This window comes from Amycolatopsis sp. NPDC051716, assembly GCF_040681595.1.
Lineage (GTDB): Bacteria > Actinomycetota > Actinomycetes > Mycobacteriales > Pseudonocardiaceae > Amycolatopsis.
Map to the genome: position 1 here is coordinate 177,026 of NZ_JBFAZA010000008.1, position 14,699 is coordinate 191,724.

At 69.5% G+C, this 14,699-nt stretch carries 18 protein-coding genes and 1 pseudogene; 5 read left to right on the top strand and 14 right to left on the bottom strand.

Features of this window, described 5'->3' with window-relative positions; all coding sequences use genetic code 11:
• Nucleotides 1-10: 10 nt before the first annotated feature.
• Genes AB0M30_RS13405 through AB0M30_RS13415 form a run of 3 tightly spaced genes read right to left on the bottom strand, consistent with a single transcriptional unit; the run spans nt 11 to nt 2,694 of the window.
• Entirely contained in the window at nt 11-1,252 is a 1,242-nt protein-coding gene (locus tag AB0M30_RS13405; protein WP_364583682.1) for a low temperature requirement protein A, read from the bottom strand.
• A gap of 43 nt (nt 1,253-1,295) precedes the next feature.
• A complete protein-coding gene (locus AB0M30_RS13410) occupies nt 1,296-1,835 on the bottom strand; it encodes a TetR/AcrR family transcriptional regulator (protein WP_364583684.1) in 540 nt (179 codons plus the stop codon).
• Nucleotides 1,836-1,857: 22 nt separating this feature from the next.
• Nucleotides 1,858-2,694, bottom strand: a complete 837-nt coding sequence (locus tag AB0M30_RS13415; RefSeq protein WP_364583686.1) for an alpha/beta hydrolase — start codon at nt 2,692-2,694, stop codon at nt 1,858-1,860.
• Between the two features lie 151 nt (nt 2,695-2,845).
• Between AB0M30_RS13415 and AB0M30_RS13420 the strand changes: the two genes are divergently transcribed.
• The gene (locus AB0M30_RS13420) at nt 2,846-3,673 is read left to right on the top strand and encodes a hypothetical protein (protein WP_364583689.1); all 828 of its coding nucleotides are present in this window, start codon (nt 2,846-2,848) and stop codon (nt 3,671-3,673) included.
• 40 nt (nt 3,674-3,713) lie between these two features.
• Here the strand turns inward: AB0M30_RS13420 and AB0M30_RS13425 are convergent, their stop codons facing one another.
• From AB0M30_RS13425 to AB0M30_RS13445, 5 genes are all read right to left on the bottom strand, one after another.
• Entirely contained in the window at nt 3,714-4,679 is a 966-nt protein-coding gene (locus tag AB0M30_RS13425) for a hypothetical protein (RefSeq protein WP_364583692.1), read from the bottom strand.
• 89 nt (nt 4,680-4,768) lie between these two features.
• On the bottom strand, nt 4,769-5,662 hold the full coding sequence (locus AB0M30_RS13430) for a helix-turn-helix transcriptional regulator (protein WP_364583695.1): 894 nt from the start codon (nt 5,660-5,662) through the stop codon (nt 4,769-4,771).
• Between the two features lie 137 nt (nt 5,663-5,799).
• Nucleotides 5,800-6,558: a hypothetical protein gene (locus tag AB0M30_RS13435; protein WP_364583697.1), complete on the bottom strand. Its 759-nt coding sequence runs from the start codon at nt 6,556-6,558 to the stop codon at nt 5,800-5,802.
• The gene (locus tag AB0M30_RS13440) at nt 6,558-7,172 is read right to left on the bottom strand and encodes an RNA polymerase sigma factor (RefSeq protein ID WP_364583699.1); all 615 of its coding nucleotides are present in this window, start codon (nt 7,170-7,172) and stop codon (nt 6,558-6,560) included. The genes AB0M30_RS13435 and AB0M30_RS13440 overlap by 1 nt, the downstream gene beginning before the upstream one ends.
• A gap of 253 nt (nt 7,173-7,425) precedes the next feature.
• Nucleotides 7,426-7,782, bottom strand: a complete 357-nt coding sequence (locus tag AB0M30_RS13445) for a hypothetical protein (RefSeq protein ID WP_364583701.1) — start codon at nt 7,780-7,782, stop codon at nt 7,426-7,428.
• Nucleotides 7,783-8,141: 359 nt separating this feature from the next.
• Here AB0M30_RS13445 and AB0M30_RS13450 point away from each other — a divergent pair, with 359 nt between their 5' ends.
• Nucleotides 8,142-8,585 (top strand): hypothetical protein, encoded by a 444-nt coding sequence (locus tag AB0M30_RS13450; protein ID WP_364583704.1) that lies wholly within the window; start codon nt 8,142-8,144, stop codon nt 8,583-8,585.
• 391 nt (nt 8,586-8,976) lie between these two features.
• Here AB0M30_RS13450 and AB0M30_RS13455 read toward each other — a convergent pair whose 3' ends face one another.
• The 3 genes from AB0M30_RS13455 to AB0M30_RS13465 form a co-directional block, all read right to left on the bottom strand.
• The gene (locus AB0M30_RS13455; RefSeq protein ID WP_364583706.1) at nt 8,977-9,300 is read right to left on the bottom strand and encodes a hypothetical protein; all 324 of its coding nucleotides are present in this window, start codon (nt 9,298-9,300) and stop codon (nt 8,977-8,979) included.
• Nucleotides 9,300-9,713 (bottom strand): hypothetical protein, encoded by a 414-nt coding sequence (locus AB0M30_RS13460; protein WP_364583708.1) that lies wholly within the window; start codon nt 9,711-9,713, stop codon nt 9,300-9,302. Before AB0M30_RS13460 ends, AB0M30_RS13455 begins: the two co-directional genes overlap by 1 nt.
• Before the next feature lie 73 nt (nt 9,714-9,786).
• The gene (locus AB0M30_RS13465; RefSeq protein ID WP_364583711.1) at nt 9,787-10,707 is read right to left on the bottom strand and encodes a LysR family transcriptional regulator; all 921 of its coding nucleotides are present in this window, start codon (nt 10,705-10,707) and stop codon (nt 9,787-9,789) included.
• A 122-nt stretch (nt 10,708-10,829) separates the two neighbouring features.
• Here AB0M30_RS13465 and AB0M30_RS13470 point away from each other — a divergent pair, with 122 nt between their 5' ends.
• Together AB0M30_RS13470 and AB0M30_RS13475 are read left to right on the top strand one after the other, a co-directional pair.
• Nucleotides 10,830-11,537, top strand: coding sequence for an SDR family oxidoreductase (locus tag AB0M30_RS13470; protein WP_364583713.1), 708 nt, complete (start codon nt 10,830-10,832; stop codon nt 11,535-11,537).
• Between the two features lie 3 nt (nt 11,538-11,540).
• Entirely contained in the window at nt 11,541-11,894 is a 354-nt protein-coding gene (locus AB0M30_RS13475; protein WP_364583716.1) for an SgcJ/EcaC family oxidoreductase, read from the top strand.
• Between the two features lie 112 nt (nt 11,895-12,006).
• Here AB0M30_RS13475 and AB0M30_RS13480 read toward each other — a convergent pair whose 3' ends face one another.
• The gene (locus tag AB0M30_RS13480) at nt 12,007-12,387 is read right to left on the bottom strand and encodes a VOC family protein (protein ID WP_364583718.1); all 381 of its coding nucleotides are present in this window, start codon (nt 12,385-12,387) and stop codon (nt 12,007-12,009) included.
• A gap of 89 nt (nt 12,388-12,476) precedes the next feature.
• Nucleotides 12,477-13,079 (bottom strand): helix-turn-helix domain-containing protein, encoded by a 603-nt coding sequence (locus AB0M30_RS13485; protein WP_364583720.1) that lies wholly within the window; start codon nt 13,077-13,079, stop codon nt 12,477-12,479.
• Between the two features lie 96 nt (nt 13,080-13,175).
• Here AB0M30_RS13485 and AB0M30_RS13490 point away from each other — a divergent pair, with 96 nt between their 5' ends.
• Nucleotides 13,176-14,111 (top strand): zinc-binding dehydrogenase, encoded by a 936-nt coding sequence (locus AB0M30_RS13490; protein WP_364583722.1) that lies wholly within the window; start codon nt 13,176-13,178, stop codon nt 14,109-14,111.
• Nucleotides 14,112-14,587: 476 nt separating this feature from the next.
• Here the strand turns inward: AB0M30_RS13490 and AB0M30_RS13495 are convergent.
• A pseudogene (locus AB0M30_RS13495) lies at nt 14,588-14,680 on the bottom strand (MerR family transcriptional regulator); the annotation flags it as partial.
• Between the last annotated feature and the right edge of the window lie 19 nt (nt 14,681-14,699).

Here is a 14,699-nt window from a genome sequence, read left to right on the forward strand (position 1 = left end):
GGGCAATTCTTCAGACGTGGCCCGGGATCGGTGTCAATCGCCGTTCGAACCAGAGATGGGCGAGTACCACCAGGGCGATGCAGACCACCAGCGTCCGGCCGGCGACGTCGGTCGCGAGCAAGCCCAGCAGAAGGGGAACCGCGATGCCGGTGATGATTCGCGAGGCCGTCCTCTGCAGATCCGAACTGTGGCTGGCCACACCGGTGACCACGCCGAGGGTGAAGTAGGCCGCGATCGCGCCGCACAGCAACCAGCGTCCTTGATCGGACAGCGGATCGGAGCCGTGCTTGACCGCCGATGAGAGCGACACCGCCACGGTGGCGACGACTCCGGTGACCAGGCAGTGCAGACCCAGGGCGGCGCGCGCGGGGATGCGGCCGGCGCGCAGGTGCGGCAAGCCGGCGTATCCGAACACGACGGACAAGCCGAACATGCCGGCCAGCAACACGAACGACGCCAATCCGGTCGCCAGCAGGCCGACGTCGTAGTGCGCATCGGCCGCGGCGCCGATGACCTGCACCACCGATTCACCGAGCACGATGATCACGAAGAGTCCGAGCCGCTCGGAGAAGTGCGCCGGATCGACGGACACCCCGTGAATCGCCGGCACGTCCGAGTCGGGTCGAAGGTCGCGTCGTGGTCGGCGCCGGGTGGTGGCCTGCGCGGCGAACTTCGCCTGGATCCGCTTGAGGATCCGGTCGCCGGACACAACCAGGATCAACAGCAGGTCGAGGCCGATCCCCACCGCCCAGAGCACGAGCTTCCCCTGCCCGTCGACCCAGATCGACACGATCCAGGGCAGCAGTCCCGCCGAGGCCTGCACCACCGGGAAGTCCAGGAGTACTTCGCCTTTGCTCCACGACTTCGACCCGTAGATGCGCGTGGCGACGTACGCGATCGCGAACACGGTGAGCGGGCGGAGGTCGCCGTCGTGTCCGAGCACCGAGTGCGCCACGCCCGGGACGGACGCGACCATCACCCCGAGGCCGAACATCCCGATCAGCAGCCGGGTGATGCGCGTCTTCCCGGCCGCGACGTTGCTGTACAGCATGAACGTCGTCCATGACAGCCAGAAAGTCAGGAACAGCAGTGCGTAGAGACCGAGCGCCGCGAGGTCCGGGCCGGAGCCGAGCACATGCGCCAAGGCCGCCACGCCCGCGACGACCACCAGGTCGAAGAACAGCTCGGCCCAGCTCGCGTGCCGTTCGACCCTGGTGTCCTCGGGTTCGTCGACGATGTTCGGGTCGCTCACGGACCTCGCAACTCCTGTCAAAAGGGCCGTGGAACACGGCAAGTCATCGGTCCAAGGACCGCAGGCCGCGGTCGACGAAGTCGACCATCCAGGTGAAGCTGTCTTCGACGTCCGCGTCGATCCGGAACCCGCTGGCCGCTTCCAGTGTCGCGAACCCGTGCAGCATGGTGCGCAGCATCCGCAGAGCGTGGATCTCCTGACCGGGGTCGATCCGATACCCGTGCAGCATCGCCGCCCACGAAGCCAGCACCCGGCCGAGCGCCGCGATCAGCGGGTCCTCAGGCCCGGCCGGACGGGCGGCGTTGCCCGCCGCATACCGGCCGGAATGGTCCTTCACGTACCGCCGCATCGCCTGCGCCCCCGCGGTGAAGGCCTCACTACCGGCCCGCCCTTGAGTCGCGTCCCGAATACAGTCAGCGAGCTCGTTCGCCGCCAGGACAGCGATGCGATGAACCAGGTCGGCCTGACTGCTGACGTGCTTGTACAGCGACGGAGTTTTCACCCCGAGCCGCTCGGCAACCAGGCCCATGCTGAGCTGCGCGAAGCCGACCTCGTCGGCCAGCGCGGCCCCGGCCTCAGTCACGATCGCCGGGGTGAGCCCGGCCCTAGGCACGAGTCAACGTCCTGCCCAGGAACGGCAAAGCCAGCGCGACGACCTCATCCGGCATCTGGACGTGCGGGTAGTGCCCGGCCCCGTCGATGACCGCCAGCTCACCAAGACCCTGTGGCAGGTCAGCGACGATCTTTTCGCCTTCTGCACGAGGGTCGGCCCAGTCGGGGTCGGCGCTGCCCTCGATGATCAAAACCGGGCACTTCACGTTGCCCAACTGCTCACCGGCGTCAGCCGGGCTGGTCTTGCACATCGCCTGCAGCACCTGCATCCGGCCGGGCTCACTCAACTTCGCTTCGATCCGGGCCAGCTCACCGTCCCAGTCGGCCGGCTTGACCGGCAGCGCCAGATCGAGGTACTTCGTCCAGTTCGCCAGTCTTCCACGCATGATGACCAAGGCCATCTGGGTGTAACCGGTCCGGAAACGCTTCACCCGCACCAGCCCACCGAGGTCGAAAGGCTGCGCCCGGGTGAACGGCGCCAGCTCGATCACCCCGGCGATCACCTCCGGCGCGGTGGCAGCCGCGATGGTCGCGGCGCCCCCGCTGATCGACTGGCCGATGATCACGGCCGGGCCACCCAGCCGGCGGACGAGCGCGACCAGATCACCGGCGATGTCCGTGCGGCTGTAGCCGTCCCAGCCCACGCTCGAGTCACCACACCCGCGGATATCGACGTTGGCGACCCGGTACCCCTGCGCGGCCAACGCCGGGGCCAGGAACCGGTAGGAGTGGCGGCTGTCGCCGATACCGTGCGCCAAAACGACCAGGGGCCCTTCCCCCGTCACGTCATAGGCGATGGTGTTGCCGGCGATGCTCAGGTACTCGGTCACGATGCACTCCTGGGGACTGGCTAACGTCGATAGCGTAAAGCTAGCGGCATTAGCCAACCGCGTCAATGGGCCCTGCCGACCCGGTCCGCGGCTCTTTCCGGGGTTCCCGCGGCGAACTGGCGCACACCGGCCTGGCGGTACGGTGCGCGCCATGGACTCCCGGAACACGCAGATCCTCGACGAATTCCAGAGTCAAGCGCTCGCGCAGGGCATTCCGGCCACGGAGGTGGGAAAGTGGATGGCACTCGTCCGTCCGTTCGCGTCCCTGACCGCGGACGGGGACGGTCCGGTCGTCGGCCGGTTCGGTGGACCGATCATGCTTCCCGCCGACGCCGCGGAGCCCTCGTGCCCCTTGGTCGCCACCATCGACTGCGCCGCCCTGCCCGAGGAAGCGACGGACATCCCGCTGCCGCCCGACGGCAAACTGCTACTCTTCGGATATCCGGACCACGAGGAAAGCGGCAGCGCCGTATACGTTCCGGAAGGTACGGCGGTCGAAGAACACCGCCCGGCGAGCTGGCTCAGCGACAACGTGCACGAGGACACCGCCGAGATTCTCCAAGAATATCCCCAAGGCGACATCCACCTGTCCCTCGGCGTGTGCCTCCCCACCGATGGACACATCTCGGTCCCGCCGCCCGGGTACCTCGCACCGATGCCCGGACATCCGCACGGCGAAGCACTGGCCGAGCTGTGGAAAGACCTGTGGGACTACCCGACCTTGATGCTGGGCGGGCACGGCATGAGCCATGATTTCGACCCGGTCCACGAGGCCGCTCGCCAGGCCGCCTTCTCGGAAGAATCCGGGCATCCGCCCGATCCCGACGCGGTGCCGTCCAGCGACGAGGACTGGGTCCTGCTGGCCCAGTGCGCCATCTACCGGGCGCCGGGCGCCGACATCTTCTGGATGATCCGGCGGGAGGACCTGGGCGTGCGGCGCCTCGACCGCGTTCGGGTCCTCGTGGACTACAACCCTTGAGCGCCGGTGATCGCCCGCCGGCCGCGGTCTGGCGAAGTCGTCAGCGGCCGAGGTGGGCCACGGTCAAGTTCGGGTCGTCGGCGGTCACGTACGCGGCGCTGAGCACGTAGACGGTGTCGCCCCGCACCGCGACCGACGTGGGATTCTGCAAGCCATCGGCGGCGGTCAACACGGTCGAGTGACTGCCGTCGGGCTGGACGAGCACGACTTCGTTCGGCGCATCGAGCGTCGCGAGGAGCTGGTTTCCGTTGCCGGTGAAGGCGAAATCGTCGATTCCGGTCAGTCCGGTGGCCACGGTCCGCGTCTCGCCCGCGCTGCCGTTCCGCCGGATCGGGATACGCAGGACGGTGCCTTTGTCGAGGTTGGTGGCCCAGACCGACCCGTCGCGCAGTTGCAGCCCGTTCACACCGAGGAAGCCCTCAGCCGCGAGCTCCGGGGCCGTCGACCAAGCAGTGGGCGTTCCACCGGTCCTGGGCACCCGCCAGATGGTGCCCAGGACCGAATCGGAGACGTACAGCATGCCGGTGCTCGGATCGAGCGCCAATCCGTTGGGCAGGCCGTTGGCCGGCAGTGAGGCGATCCGTTCGGGACGGCCACCGGGGCGCAGGCGCCACACACCCGTGAGATCGGATGTGCCGGTGGCGTAGAGGAAGTACAGGGTGCCGTCCGCCGCGCGGGTGATCCCGACGGTCAGCGGGAAACCCAGGGCCGGGGTGTGGGCGCCACGATCAGCGGGCTCGGGCAGGGTGGCCAGAACGCGAACCGCGCCCCTCGGAGACACTTCCGCGATCTGGCGGCCCTTGGCGAAGGTGACCGCCAAGGCACCGCCCGGAGCCAATGCGACGTTCTCCGGTGTCTGGCCTGCGGCCAGATCGAAGTGCACGGCGATCCTCGCGCCGCACAACGGCGCCGACGCGGCCGAAGCCGGGGTAAGGCTCATAGCGGTCATGGCCGCCGCGGCAACTACTGTCGACAACACAGCCGACTTGAACAGCTTCTTGTCCATGGTTCCTCCACTGTTCTCAGGGCGTGCGTCAGCGACTTGCTGACGCGCAGGTGTGCGAAACCCGGGCCGGGTGACCCGGGCGGGTGAGGTCAGACCTCCTGGTCCTTCCGCGAAGGGGACGGCGCTGGGAAGGCATCGTGGTCGATGGCCTGGTCGAGCAACGTCAGTGCCGCCTGCGAAGACGAGCCCGGCTCCGTCGTCGCGACCACGACGGTAGGACCGGGGCCGCTGCTCAAAGTCTGCTGCAGGACCGTGAGCGTCCCGACCAGCGGATGTCGCATCTCGTAGCCGGCGACAGCGCACGCCTTGACCCGGTGATCGGCCCACATGGCGGCGAACTCGGCGCTCTTCGAGGTGAGCTCCCCCACCAGCGCGTACAACGCGGCGTCTTCCGGCTGCCCTCCCGCCACCAACCGCAGGTTCCCGACCACCGCTCGCGCCTTGCCCGGCCAGTCCGTGTAGAGCTCACGGGTGTGGCTGTCCAGGAAGACCAGCCGGGCCATGTTCGGGCGCCCCGCCGGCGTCGTCGGAGCGCCGAAGTCCAGGTGACCGGCGAACAGCGCGTGCCCCAGCCGGTTCCAGGCCAGCACGTCCGCGCGGCGGCCCAGCACGATCGCCGGTACATCGGCCAGTGCTGCCAGCAGCTGACCGGCTGCCACGGTGACGCTCTCTCGCACCGGCCCGAGGTTCCGAGAACGGCGCCGGTCCACTTTGGCCAGGTCGTGCAGGTGCCGCCGCTCGGACTCGTCCAGCCGCAGCGCCACGGCCAGCGCGTCGAGGACTTCAGCGGAGGCACTCGACGACTGGCCCTGCTCCAGCCGCGTGTAGTAGGACGCGCTCACCCCGGCGAGCAGCGCCAGCTCCTCACGCCGGAGCCCCGGCACCCGCCGCCGTTCGCCGTACGTGAGAATCCCGACGTCCTCCGGCTGCAGCTGCGATCGCCGGGCCTTGAGGAAGTCCCCGAGCTGTGGCTTTCCGGTCATGGATCCAGTATCGACCGACGGCTCCGCTCTCTGCCTGCCCCAGCCAGGGATACGCAGCGACGGGGCTGGTGGGCCGCGGCCAGGCGATCGCCGGAGAAGGAACGTGGCACGAGAACCCGGCGCGGATTCCCGCTACCTCAACGGGGTTTCAAGATCAACGGGGCTTCGAGGACATGCCCGTTCTTCATGGTCATTCGGGCGCGGTAGCTGCCGCGGTAGCGTGCGTCGTGGTTGATCTTCACGGCGAACGTGCCGTCGCGCACCGTCGCGGGATACACCGAGTCGTCCGGATCCACGAGCGAAACCGCGGTCACATCGTCGGTCACGATCCCGAATTGAAACGTCGGCTCGTCGAGACCACCGATGCCGGTGAAGCAGTTGAAGGGACGCTCGGGGGTGAGCTTGGCGTAGCCGAAGCGCTTGCCGGCCATTCCGTCGACGTCGGCACCCATCATGCCGACGGCCACGCCATCGTCGATGATGCAGACCGCCGCGGACGTGTCGTTGCGGATGACCAGGAATCCGTGCCGGGTATCCGTGTCGATCTCGGCGGCCGGTCGCCAGCTGTCCCGATCGGGCACCGCATACCCGTAGGCGAGGGTGGCGCTGACGCAGTCCCTGACCAATTTCACTTTCCCGGCGTCGAGTGCGGGCTTGGCTTGAGCACGAGACTCGGATCCGGTGCCGGCCGGTGCCGCGATGCTGCCCGGACCCGGCTCACGCACCGGTCCGAACAGCACGGTGGCGCCCACCGCGAGGACACCGACCGCGGAGGCGACCGTCAAGGGCGTGCCCAGCTTCCTGCGGTGCCGGCCCGGCAGTTCCGATACGACCCGGTCCCACACGGCATTCTGCAGGTGATCGGGCATCGGACGGTCCGGTGGCAGGTCGATCATCACGGCTCCTCGGTGGTCAGTACGGTGGGCGTGGTGTCTTGCAGAAGGCCGCGCAGGCGGCTGCGGGCCCGGGAGATCCGGGCGCGCACGCTCGTTTCGGTGATCCCCAGGACGGCGGAGGCGGCCGCGGTGGACAGGTCACCCAGCAGGCACAGTTCGACCGCCTGCCGCTCAGCGCGAGGCAACGTGGCGACCGCGTCCAGGACCACCCGCAACCGGCGGTCCGCGTCGACCTGCTCGGCGACGTCCTCGGCGTGATCACGAACGACCCGACCCCGCGGCAGGCGCGACAGCGCACTGGAGAACCGGCCCAGCCTGCGCTGCTCACGGCGAGCCAGATTGCTGGTCACGGTGTACAGCCACGGCCGCGCACTCTCGTTGACCAGTGTCACGTCACCGAGGCGTCGCCACGCGGTGAGGAACGTCGAGGACGTCAGGTCCTCGGCCGCCGACCACGACCCGGTCAGCCGGTAGGCGTAGTTCCACACCGCGCCGGCGTGCCGGCCGAACAACTCCCCGAACGCGGCGATGTCCCCGCCTGCGGCTCGCGCCCATAGTGCCTGGTCACTGCCGGTAGGAGGGTCTTGATCGTCCGGGCTGTCGTCGGACTGCATCCTTCGCCCCCACCCTTGATCCACAATCGATGTCACACCCCCTTGTCCCCGCTCGCTCCCCCATCGTTGCGTCCCACGGACCGGCCACGGTGATTCTCGTGGGTGGATGTGGTGACGGCGCGGCATGCTGCCGCAGCTCACGACGACGACGTGAGGTCCGGAAACCGGGTCGTCGCCGAACCCGGCCACCCGGATGCCGGCAGGTGCCGGGCGACCGCTGAACGGACGTTGCGCGCCGCCGCCGGCCGCGCCGTCACGGCGCAAGACAGGACAGCGCCTCGGCAGCGAGCCGCCGGACCTCACACCAGCCACGATCACCGAACCAGGCCGCATCCGAAGCCGCGGCACCTTGACGATCCGACACGAGGACGACCGCGGCCACGACCGCGCGGATCACCTCGGCCTCAGCACCGTCGCGAAGGATCGTCCCGACAGACGCGACCGGATCCTCCGAATCCCACGAAGTGTCATCCACCAGCCAGTGGACCGCGTTCGTCAGGTCGGGAAACCGCGGATCCCGACCCACAACCCCCAGCGCAGGAGCCTCGGCTGCGAGAACCCTGAGTGCGGCGACCACATCCTCGCGCCGCTCCGGCCATGCGACGTCCACCGGCCCATCGTGGCAGACCACGCGACGGTCCTCCGCTCCTTTTCCAGCGCACAGAGGTCGCTTCTGCCGATGAGCGGGCGAGTCGGCAGTTCATCGTTCGAAGTGCGTAAACTCGGACAGTGCATGGGATCTGGGCGGGTGTGCGGAGACGAGTCGAGGCTTTGGCAGGTCGGCCTGCCAAAGCCGAGGTGTTCGGCGCGTCAGGCCACGGCTTCGCGCTGGACTCGCCCCTGACACGAGAGCAGCTCCTTGACTGGGAGACACGAGCCGGCGCAACCCTGCCCCTTCCGTACCGGAGTTTCCTGACCGAGGTCGCCGCCGCCGGGGCGGGCCCGTACTACGGACTACTGGGATTCCGGGTGATCGACGGGATCGCTCACTGGGCCGGCGACAAATGGCGACGGCCGACCCAGCTCAACCTGCGCGTCGCGTTTCCTCACCGCGACGCCTTCCATCCCGACCCGTGGCCACAGTTCGATGCGGTCCCGGCGCCTGACCAGTTCCCGACCCCGGCCGACCACGCCGAGGCCGTGCGCCGGCGCGCGGAACTCGTGCAGGCGTGGGAGCATCGCGATGAAGCCGACACTTATGGCACTATCCCGTTGTCCCACCAGGGATGTGGCTACTACGACCTGCTGGTGGTCAACGGGCCGGACGCCGGCCACGTGTGGCTCGACGAACGAGCCTCCGACGGTCCCGTCTCCCCGCACGCCGACGCCACCGACCGCGTCACATTCGACCGCTGGTACCTGACCTGGCTGGAGCAGGCCGAAGCAACCTGCAACCGACACACCACGCCCTGACGATATGCGGATCGCCGAACATCGCGCCGGGCACTGCCGCCTGCCGGCGACAGGCGCCACTGAAAGCCGCGGACACGAGACCGGAATGGGCCAGCTGACGCCATCGCCGCTGCGCGGGCGGCCCCCTCAAAGCTCGCCCATCCAGGATTGCCGACGAAGCTGCCGTCGCGTACACCCGACGTCAGACTCGGCGGTAGCAGCTCGAACGCCAGTTCCGGCTCGCCTTCAGACCCTCGTCCGCCGTCGACCAGGACGCAGTAGCCGATGGCGCCACGAACGGCCTTCCTCTCGACCGCCGGCAACCCGAGCGACAACGGCTCGCTGCTGCGCGGTCGGAGCATCAGGTGACCTGACTCGGCCACAGCCTCGCATCCTTGCGTCAGCCCGGACGTCATGGCAGCAACGCCGACCGGCCGGCGCTCCACGCCTGCACGCCCGGTCCGGCGACGATCCCACCGGGACCGGCCACCAAATCATGGTCCCCGACGAGGTTGCCGTCGCCGGCTGTGACCGCACCCCCTATAGATCCGGCCTGCAGTACCACGTCGATGTTCGTCGCATCGACGACGGAGTTCGTCACCGATGCCAGAGGCTTTGCTTGCTGGGCTCGCAACAGCCCGACCCACAAGGTGCCACCGCCGGCCACGGCCGTCACAGCACCCGCAGCGGCCCACGGAAACCAACGACGGCGGGACACACCGACATCATCGTTCATCACTTATTAGGTGCGCTCAACCCGCTCTTCCACAGCGCACGGAACACAGAGCGGGGTACTGCGGCGAGGCCGGGTTCGGCGAGGTCAAGCGCCTGATCGGTGAGTCCGCCGGCGTCATCCTCGAGATGTCGCCACCAGTAGCAGCGAGCGACCCCGGACGAACCCAGCTCGATCTGCCTGACAGCCACTGTCTCGTCGTTGACGACGATGGCCTCCCACAGCCAGCGAGCTCCCTTGTCGACCAGGCCTTCGTGAGCTACCTGCTCGAAGTATTGACGAGGTTCGGAGCTCTCATCCAGCGCCCGGTACCACGCGACGGTCGCCCGGAATGCAGCCTCGGTCTCCGGCGGCCAGTGGTGTTGCGCCGCCAGACGCTGGCAATGCGCCTCCACGTCAGCCGGAAGATCGGTCATCACCGGAGTATTCCAGTGATCACACCTCGCGCTCTCATGCCGCCGACAGCGCGCTTCGCCATGACGGGTGTTCTCATCCGGCCAAATCCCGCTCGGTGGCGTGCGGGTCGTCGGCGGGCAGCCAGCCGGTGGCGAGGTCCAGGGAGCCGACGTCCCGGGTGAGGGCCGCGATGGCCGCGTGGACCGGCGGGCGGGTCTCGTCGCGGCGGGACACCAGCGACCACGTCCACACCGGCGCCGGGTCGACCACCGGCCGCCGCCCGAGGTCCGGCGGGACCGGCGTCGTCTGGCCCTTCGGGTTGTTGAGCACCGGCCGCCGCAGCCGGCGGGCGTGGTCGAACAGCGCCGGGCCCGTGGATCCCCCGTCCTCGGTGTGGACCACCTCGGCGCCCGTCGCCCGGGCGAACTCCTCGGCGTAGGCGTTCCACGACGCCCAGCTGGCCGTGTCGGCGTCGACCAGCACGACGACGTCCCGGGCCGCGACCTCGGCGGTGCCGGTGCCGACCGCGTACAGCCGGTCCGCACCGATCAGGCGTGCCGCCAGCCCGAGTTCGGCCAGGTCGGCGGCCCGCGCCCAGCAGATCGCCAGGTCGATGCTCCGGTCGGCCACCCGGCGCAACTGGGTGTGCGAAGGCAACACCCACGTGTCGACGTGCAGGTGCGCGACGCCCGCCACCCGATCGAGCAGGTCGGCCGGGCGCCAGTTCACGTAGCCCAGCCGCACCGGCTCGCGCGCCGCGATCCCCGCGGCCGACCGGCGCAGCTCGTCCGCCTGCTCCAGCAGCGCCCGGACCTGGGGCAGCAGCGATTCCCCGCACTCGGTCAGCGTGACCGAACGGCGGTCACGGTCGAAGAGGCGGACGCCGAGGTCCCGTTCCAGCGCCTTGATCTGCTGGGACAGCGACGGCCCGGCGATGCGCAGCCGTTCGGCGGCCCGGCCGAAGTTCAGCTCTGTGGCGACGGCCACGAAGTACCGAAGCTGGCGTAGCTCCATGGCGGCAGCTTAATGCGGTGGGAGGTTGCGCCTCCCAAGTGGAAGCGAACCGGTCGTGGCGAAGCACCCGGGTCCGGCACACCATCGGCTTCGGAAGCACCACTTCGAGGAGGTCCACAGAAATGAGCACCCAGAAGGTCGCGGTCGTCACCGGCGCTTCGCAGGGCATCGGCGCGGCCCTGGTCGAGGCGTACCGCAAGCTCGGCTACGCCGTGGTCGCGAACTCGCGGTCCATCACCCCGTCAGGCGATGCCGGGATCCTGGCTGTCGCGGGCGACATCGCCGACCCGGCCGTCGGCGCCCGCGTGATCGACCAGGCCCTGGCCACGTTCGGCCGCGTCGACACCCTGGTCAACAACGCCGGCGTCTTCGTCGCGAAGCCGTTCACCGACTACACCGGCGCCGACTTCGACCTGGTGACCGGCGTCAACCTGCGTGGCTTCTTCGAGGTCACCCAGCGGGCGATCGCCGCGATGCTCGAGGTCGGCGGCGGGCACGTCGTCAACGTCACCACCAGCCTGACCGACCACGCGAACAGCGCGGTGCCCTCGGCCCTGGCGGCGCTGACCAAGGGCGGCCTGAACTCGGTGACGAAGTCACTGGCCGTCGAGTACGCCACCCGCGGTGTCCGCGTGAACGCGGTGTCGCCGGGCATCATCCGCACCCCGATGCACCCGGCTTCGACGCACGAGGCCCTGGCGGCCCTGCACCCGGTCGGCCGGATCGGCGACCCGGGCGACATCGTCGACGCGGTCGTCTACCTGGAAGGCGCGCCGTTCGTCACCGGCGAGATCCTGCACGTCGACGGCGGCCAGAGCGCGGGACACTGACACATGAGCACCGACATCCTCAGCACCGTGCTGGACACCTGGAAGGCGGCGGTCGACGCGCACGAACCCGAGCGCGTCGCGGAGGTCTTCACCGAGGACGCGATCTTCCAGGGCCTCCACCCGTACAGCGTGGGCCGGGCCGGCGTCGCGGCGTACTACGACGCCCAGCCACGCGGCATGACGGCGGACTACCGGATCGTGGAGACCCGCCGCCTGGCCGAAGACGTGGTCCTCGGGTACGCCGGCGTCGAGTTCGCCTTCACCGACCGGCCGACGCTCCCGGTGCACCTGAGCGTCGTCGTCCGCCGCACCGGCGACCGCTGGCTGATCGCCCACTACCAGGTCTCGCGGCTCTGAAAGGAGCGAGACGACGGAGTTTCCCCGCCGGTGGCGCGAGGCTCCATCGACTCGGGGTGAAGCCGATGCGACAGCCTGGCCAGACGCCACCCGCCGGTCGCGGCGGCCACCGTCATGGCCAGGTCCGGGCGAGCCGGTGAAACGTCTCCGGATCGCTGTGCACCGGCACCACGCAGAGCAGGTGGCCTCCGGGAGCGCGCAGTGTGTGACACTCCAGCCAACGCGAGACCGGCTTCGCGCCCAGAGCTGTCAGACGGGCCACTTCCGCCGCCACGTCATCAGTCTCGATGTCGACGTGATAGCGGGGCGCGTCGTCGACCGCCTGGATGTCGACGATCAACCCGGGGATGGCACCGTCGAGAGCAGTGAACTGTTCCTCGCCCACCACGGACCGTGCCGGAACCCCCAGTGCGGCGGACCAGAAACCCGCTGCCGAACCGGCTTCCGCGGCAGGCGTGTCAATGAAGATCCCGAACAGCCGACTGCGATGCACGGCATGAGGCTATCCGACACGTGAGACAGCCCGGTCCAAGACCGGTTGGTGACGAGCCGGCCGGAGACCTGCCGGGCCGAGGTCTCCTGCTACTTCCCCGGCCGCGGCGCGTGGCCGGTCTCGGTGTGGGCGGGTGGCAGGTCGGCGGCGACGGCACGGAGATCGGCCGCGCTGCCGGCCAGCAGGGTGGCGAAGTCGGCCTCGTCGCCGAGCACCCAGCGCCGGGTCGCCGCGCCCAGGATCGCCATGCCGAGAGCGGTGGCCAGCCGCGCGGTCTGCTCGTCGTGGCCCCTGCGGCGCAGGGCCGCAGCGGTCACCTCGGACAGCATCGCTTCCTTGATCAGGCTGCGTTCCCGCAGCGGCGGGTTGGCCGCGACGACGGTGCGCAGCTCGATCAGCAGTTCGCGCGGACGCAGCACCTTCGGCACGGCGGTGAACGCGGCCATCAGCGTCGCGAGCGCGCCGGTTCCCGCGGGCACCTCGGCGATGCCCGCCTCCAAACAGGCCTGCAGCTCGTCGCCGGCGAAGAGCACCTCCCGCTTGTCGGTGAACCAGCGGTAGAACGATCGCTCGGTCAAGCCGGCGTGCCGGGCGATCTGCGCCACCGTGGTGCGGTCGTAGCCCTGATCACGGAACAGCTCCAACGCCGAGCGCTCGAGCCGTTCACGGGTGTTGCCCTCCCACCGAGCCATGGCTCCAGCATAGTGACAGCAGATGCTGTCGTCACTATGGTGGGCAAGTGATGACAGCATCTGCTGTCATCGGTAGCTCAGAACCGGGAGATCGCCATGCATACCCTGCGTTTCCACCAGACCGGGGAACCCCTCGACGTCCTGCGGCTCGAGGAAGCCGAACCGCCACAGCCGGCCCCCGGACAAATCCGGGTCGCCGTGGAGGTCTGCACGATCAACCCCGCCGACCTGGCCCTGTGCCGGGGCCTCTACCCCGGCGACCTGCCCCGCGGAGTGGGGCTCGAAGTCGCCGGCACGATCGACGCCCTCGGCGACGACGTGACCGGCGTCCACCTCGGGGACGCCGTCTTCGGCCCCGCCCCGTTCACCGGACCGACCGCGGGCGCCTCCGGCCACGCGCTGCTCGACGTCTGGTTCCTTCGGCCACCCACCCTCGCACCGGCGGCGGCCGTCGCCCTGCCCATGGCCGTGGATACCGCCCAGCTCGGCCTGGACCTGCTCGACATCGCCTCCGGCACGACTCTGCTCGTCAGCGGAGGCGGCACCACCACCGGCTTCGCCGCCGTGCAACTCGCCCGCCGGACCGGGGCACGAGTGCTCACCACCGCGGGTCCCACCCACGCCGGAGCCCTGCGCGCCACCGGCGCCGAAGTCACCCGCTACGGCGAAGGCATGGCCGAGCGGATCCGCGAACTGGCGGGCGGCCCCGTCGACGTCGTCCTCGACGTCTCACCGCCCGACGACGCCACCATCCCGGAACTCCTGCGCACGGTCACCGATCCCCGGCACGTCCTGACCATCGGCAACCTGGCCCAGGCACGCGAATCCGGCGCCCGCGACGCGTTCACCGAGGGACCGCTCGGGCACCGCTACGACGTCGTCGGGGAATGCGCTCAGCTCGCGGCCGAGGGTCGGTTCGGCATCCCTGTCGCTCGCAGGATTCCCCTCGACGACTGGCGCGAAGCCATCGAACTGAGCCAGTCACAACGCCCCGGCGGCAAGATCGTGCTCCAGATCACCGAGCCACGATGAACGAATCCCGGACAGCAGCACGCTTCATGACGTTGGCGACGTGGGCGGGGACTTGAGACGAGAGACGGGTCTTTCGGCGGCAGGACGAGAAGTGCGGCCAGCTCGCCCCGCCGAGCAGAAAGACCCGTCCATGCACCGCCGTCATGCCGCTGTCTGTCGAGGCCGGCGCCGGCTTGTCGCGCGCTGCCGGACCCGCCCGATCTGGTAGCCCGGATCGCGAGATGCCCGAACTCGTTGCCGCCCACGCCAGGACGAACCCCAACGTCGCCAGGTATTGCCGAATTGTTTGCGGGGCGTCGACCAGCAAGACCGCGACCGCGGCGAGCACGATTGCCGCGACGAACGCGACCGTGGCGAGCCAGGTCCCGGGTCTGGACGAGGTGCGCGATGTCGAGGTCGCCGCGGACGTCCACACACGGCAGCAAGGTCGCGATCACCCGGCTGGACAGACCCGCGCCGAACAGCTGCCGAAGCAGCAACACCCGCTGGACGTCGGCTTCCGCATAGTGCCGCTGCCCCGCCTCGGAACGCGCACTGATCAGCAGGCCTTGCTCTTCGTAGTACCGCAATGAGCGCGCGCTCGGCCCG

Bases quoted from the DNA above. Each gene is read 5' to 3' on its own strand.
- AB0M30_RS13425 (WP_364583692.1), bottom strand. From the start codon at position 4,679: ATGGACAAGAAGCTGTTCAAGTCGGCTGTGTTGTCGACAGTAGTTGCC.
- AB0M30_RS13470 (WP_364583713.1), top strand. From the start codon at position 10,830: ATGAGCACCCAGAAGGTCGCGGTCGTCACCGGCGCTTCGCAGGGCATC.
- AB0M30_RS13485 (WP_364583720.1), bottom strand. From the start codon at position 13,079: ATGGCTCGGTGGGAGGGCAACACCCGTGAACGGCTCGAGCGCTCGGCG.
- AB0M30_RS13430 (WP_364583695.1), bottom strand. From the start codon at position 5,662: ATGACCGGAAAGCCACAGCTCGGGGACTTCCTCAAGGCCCGGCGATCG.
- AB0M30_RS13435 (WP_364583697.1), bottom strand. From the start codon at position 6,558: ATGATCGACCTGCCACCGGACCGTCCGATGCCCGATCACCTGCAGAAT.
- AB0M30_RS13455 (WP_364583706.1), bottom strand. From the start codon at position 9,300: ATGAACGATGATGTCGGTGTGTCCCGCCGTCGTTGGTTTCCGTGGGCC.
- AB0M30_RS13475 (WP_364583716.1), top strand. From the start codon at position 11,541: ATGAGCACCGACATCCTCAGCACCGTGCTGGACACCTGGAAGGCGGCG.
- AB0M30_RS13490 (WP_364583722.1), top strand. From the start codon at position 13,176: ATGCATACCCTGCGTTTCCACCAGACCGGGGAACCCCTCGACGTCCTG.
- AB0M30_RS13460 (WP_364583708.1), bottom strand. From the start codon at position 9,713: ATGACCGATCTTCCGGCTGACGTGGAGGCGCATTGCCAGCGTCTGGCG.
- AB0M30_RS13420 (WP_364583689.1), top strand. From the start codon at position 2,846: ATGGACTCCCGGAACACGCAGATCCTCGACGAATTCCAGAGTCAAGCG.
- AB0M30_RS13465 (WP_364583711.1), bottom strand. From the start codon at position 10,707: ATGGAGCTACGCCAGCTTCGGTACTTCGTGGCCGTCGCCACAGAGCTG.
- AB0M30_RS13440 (WP_364583699.1), bottom strand. From the start codon at position 7,172: ATGCAGTCCGACGACAGCCCGGACGATCAAGACCCTCCTACCGGCAGT.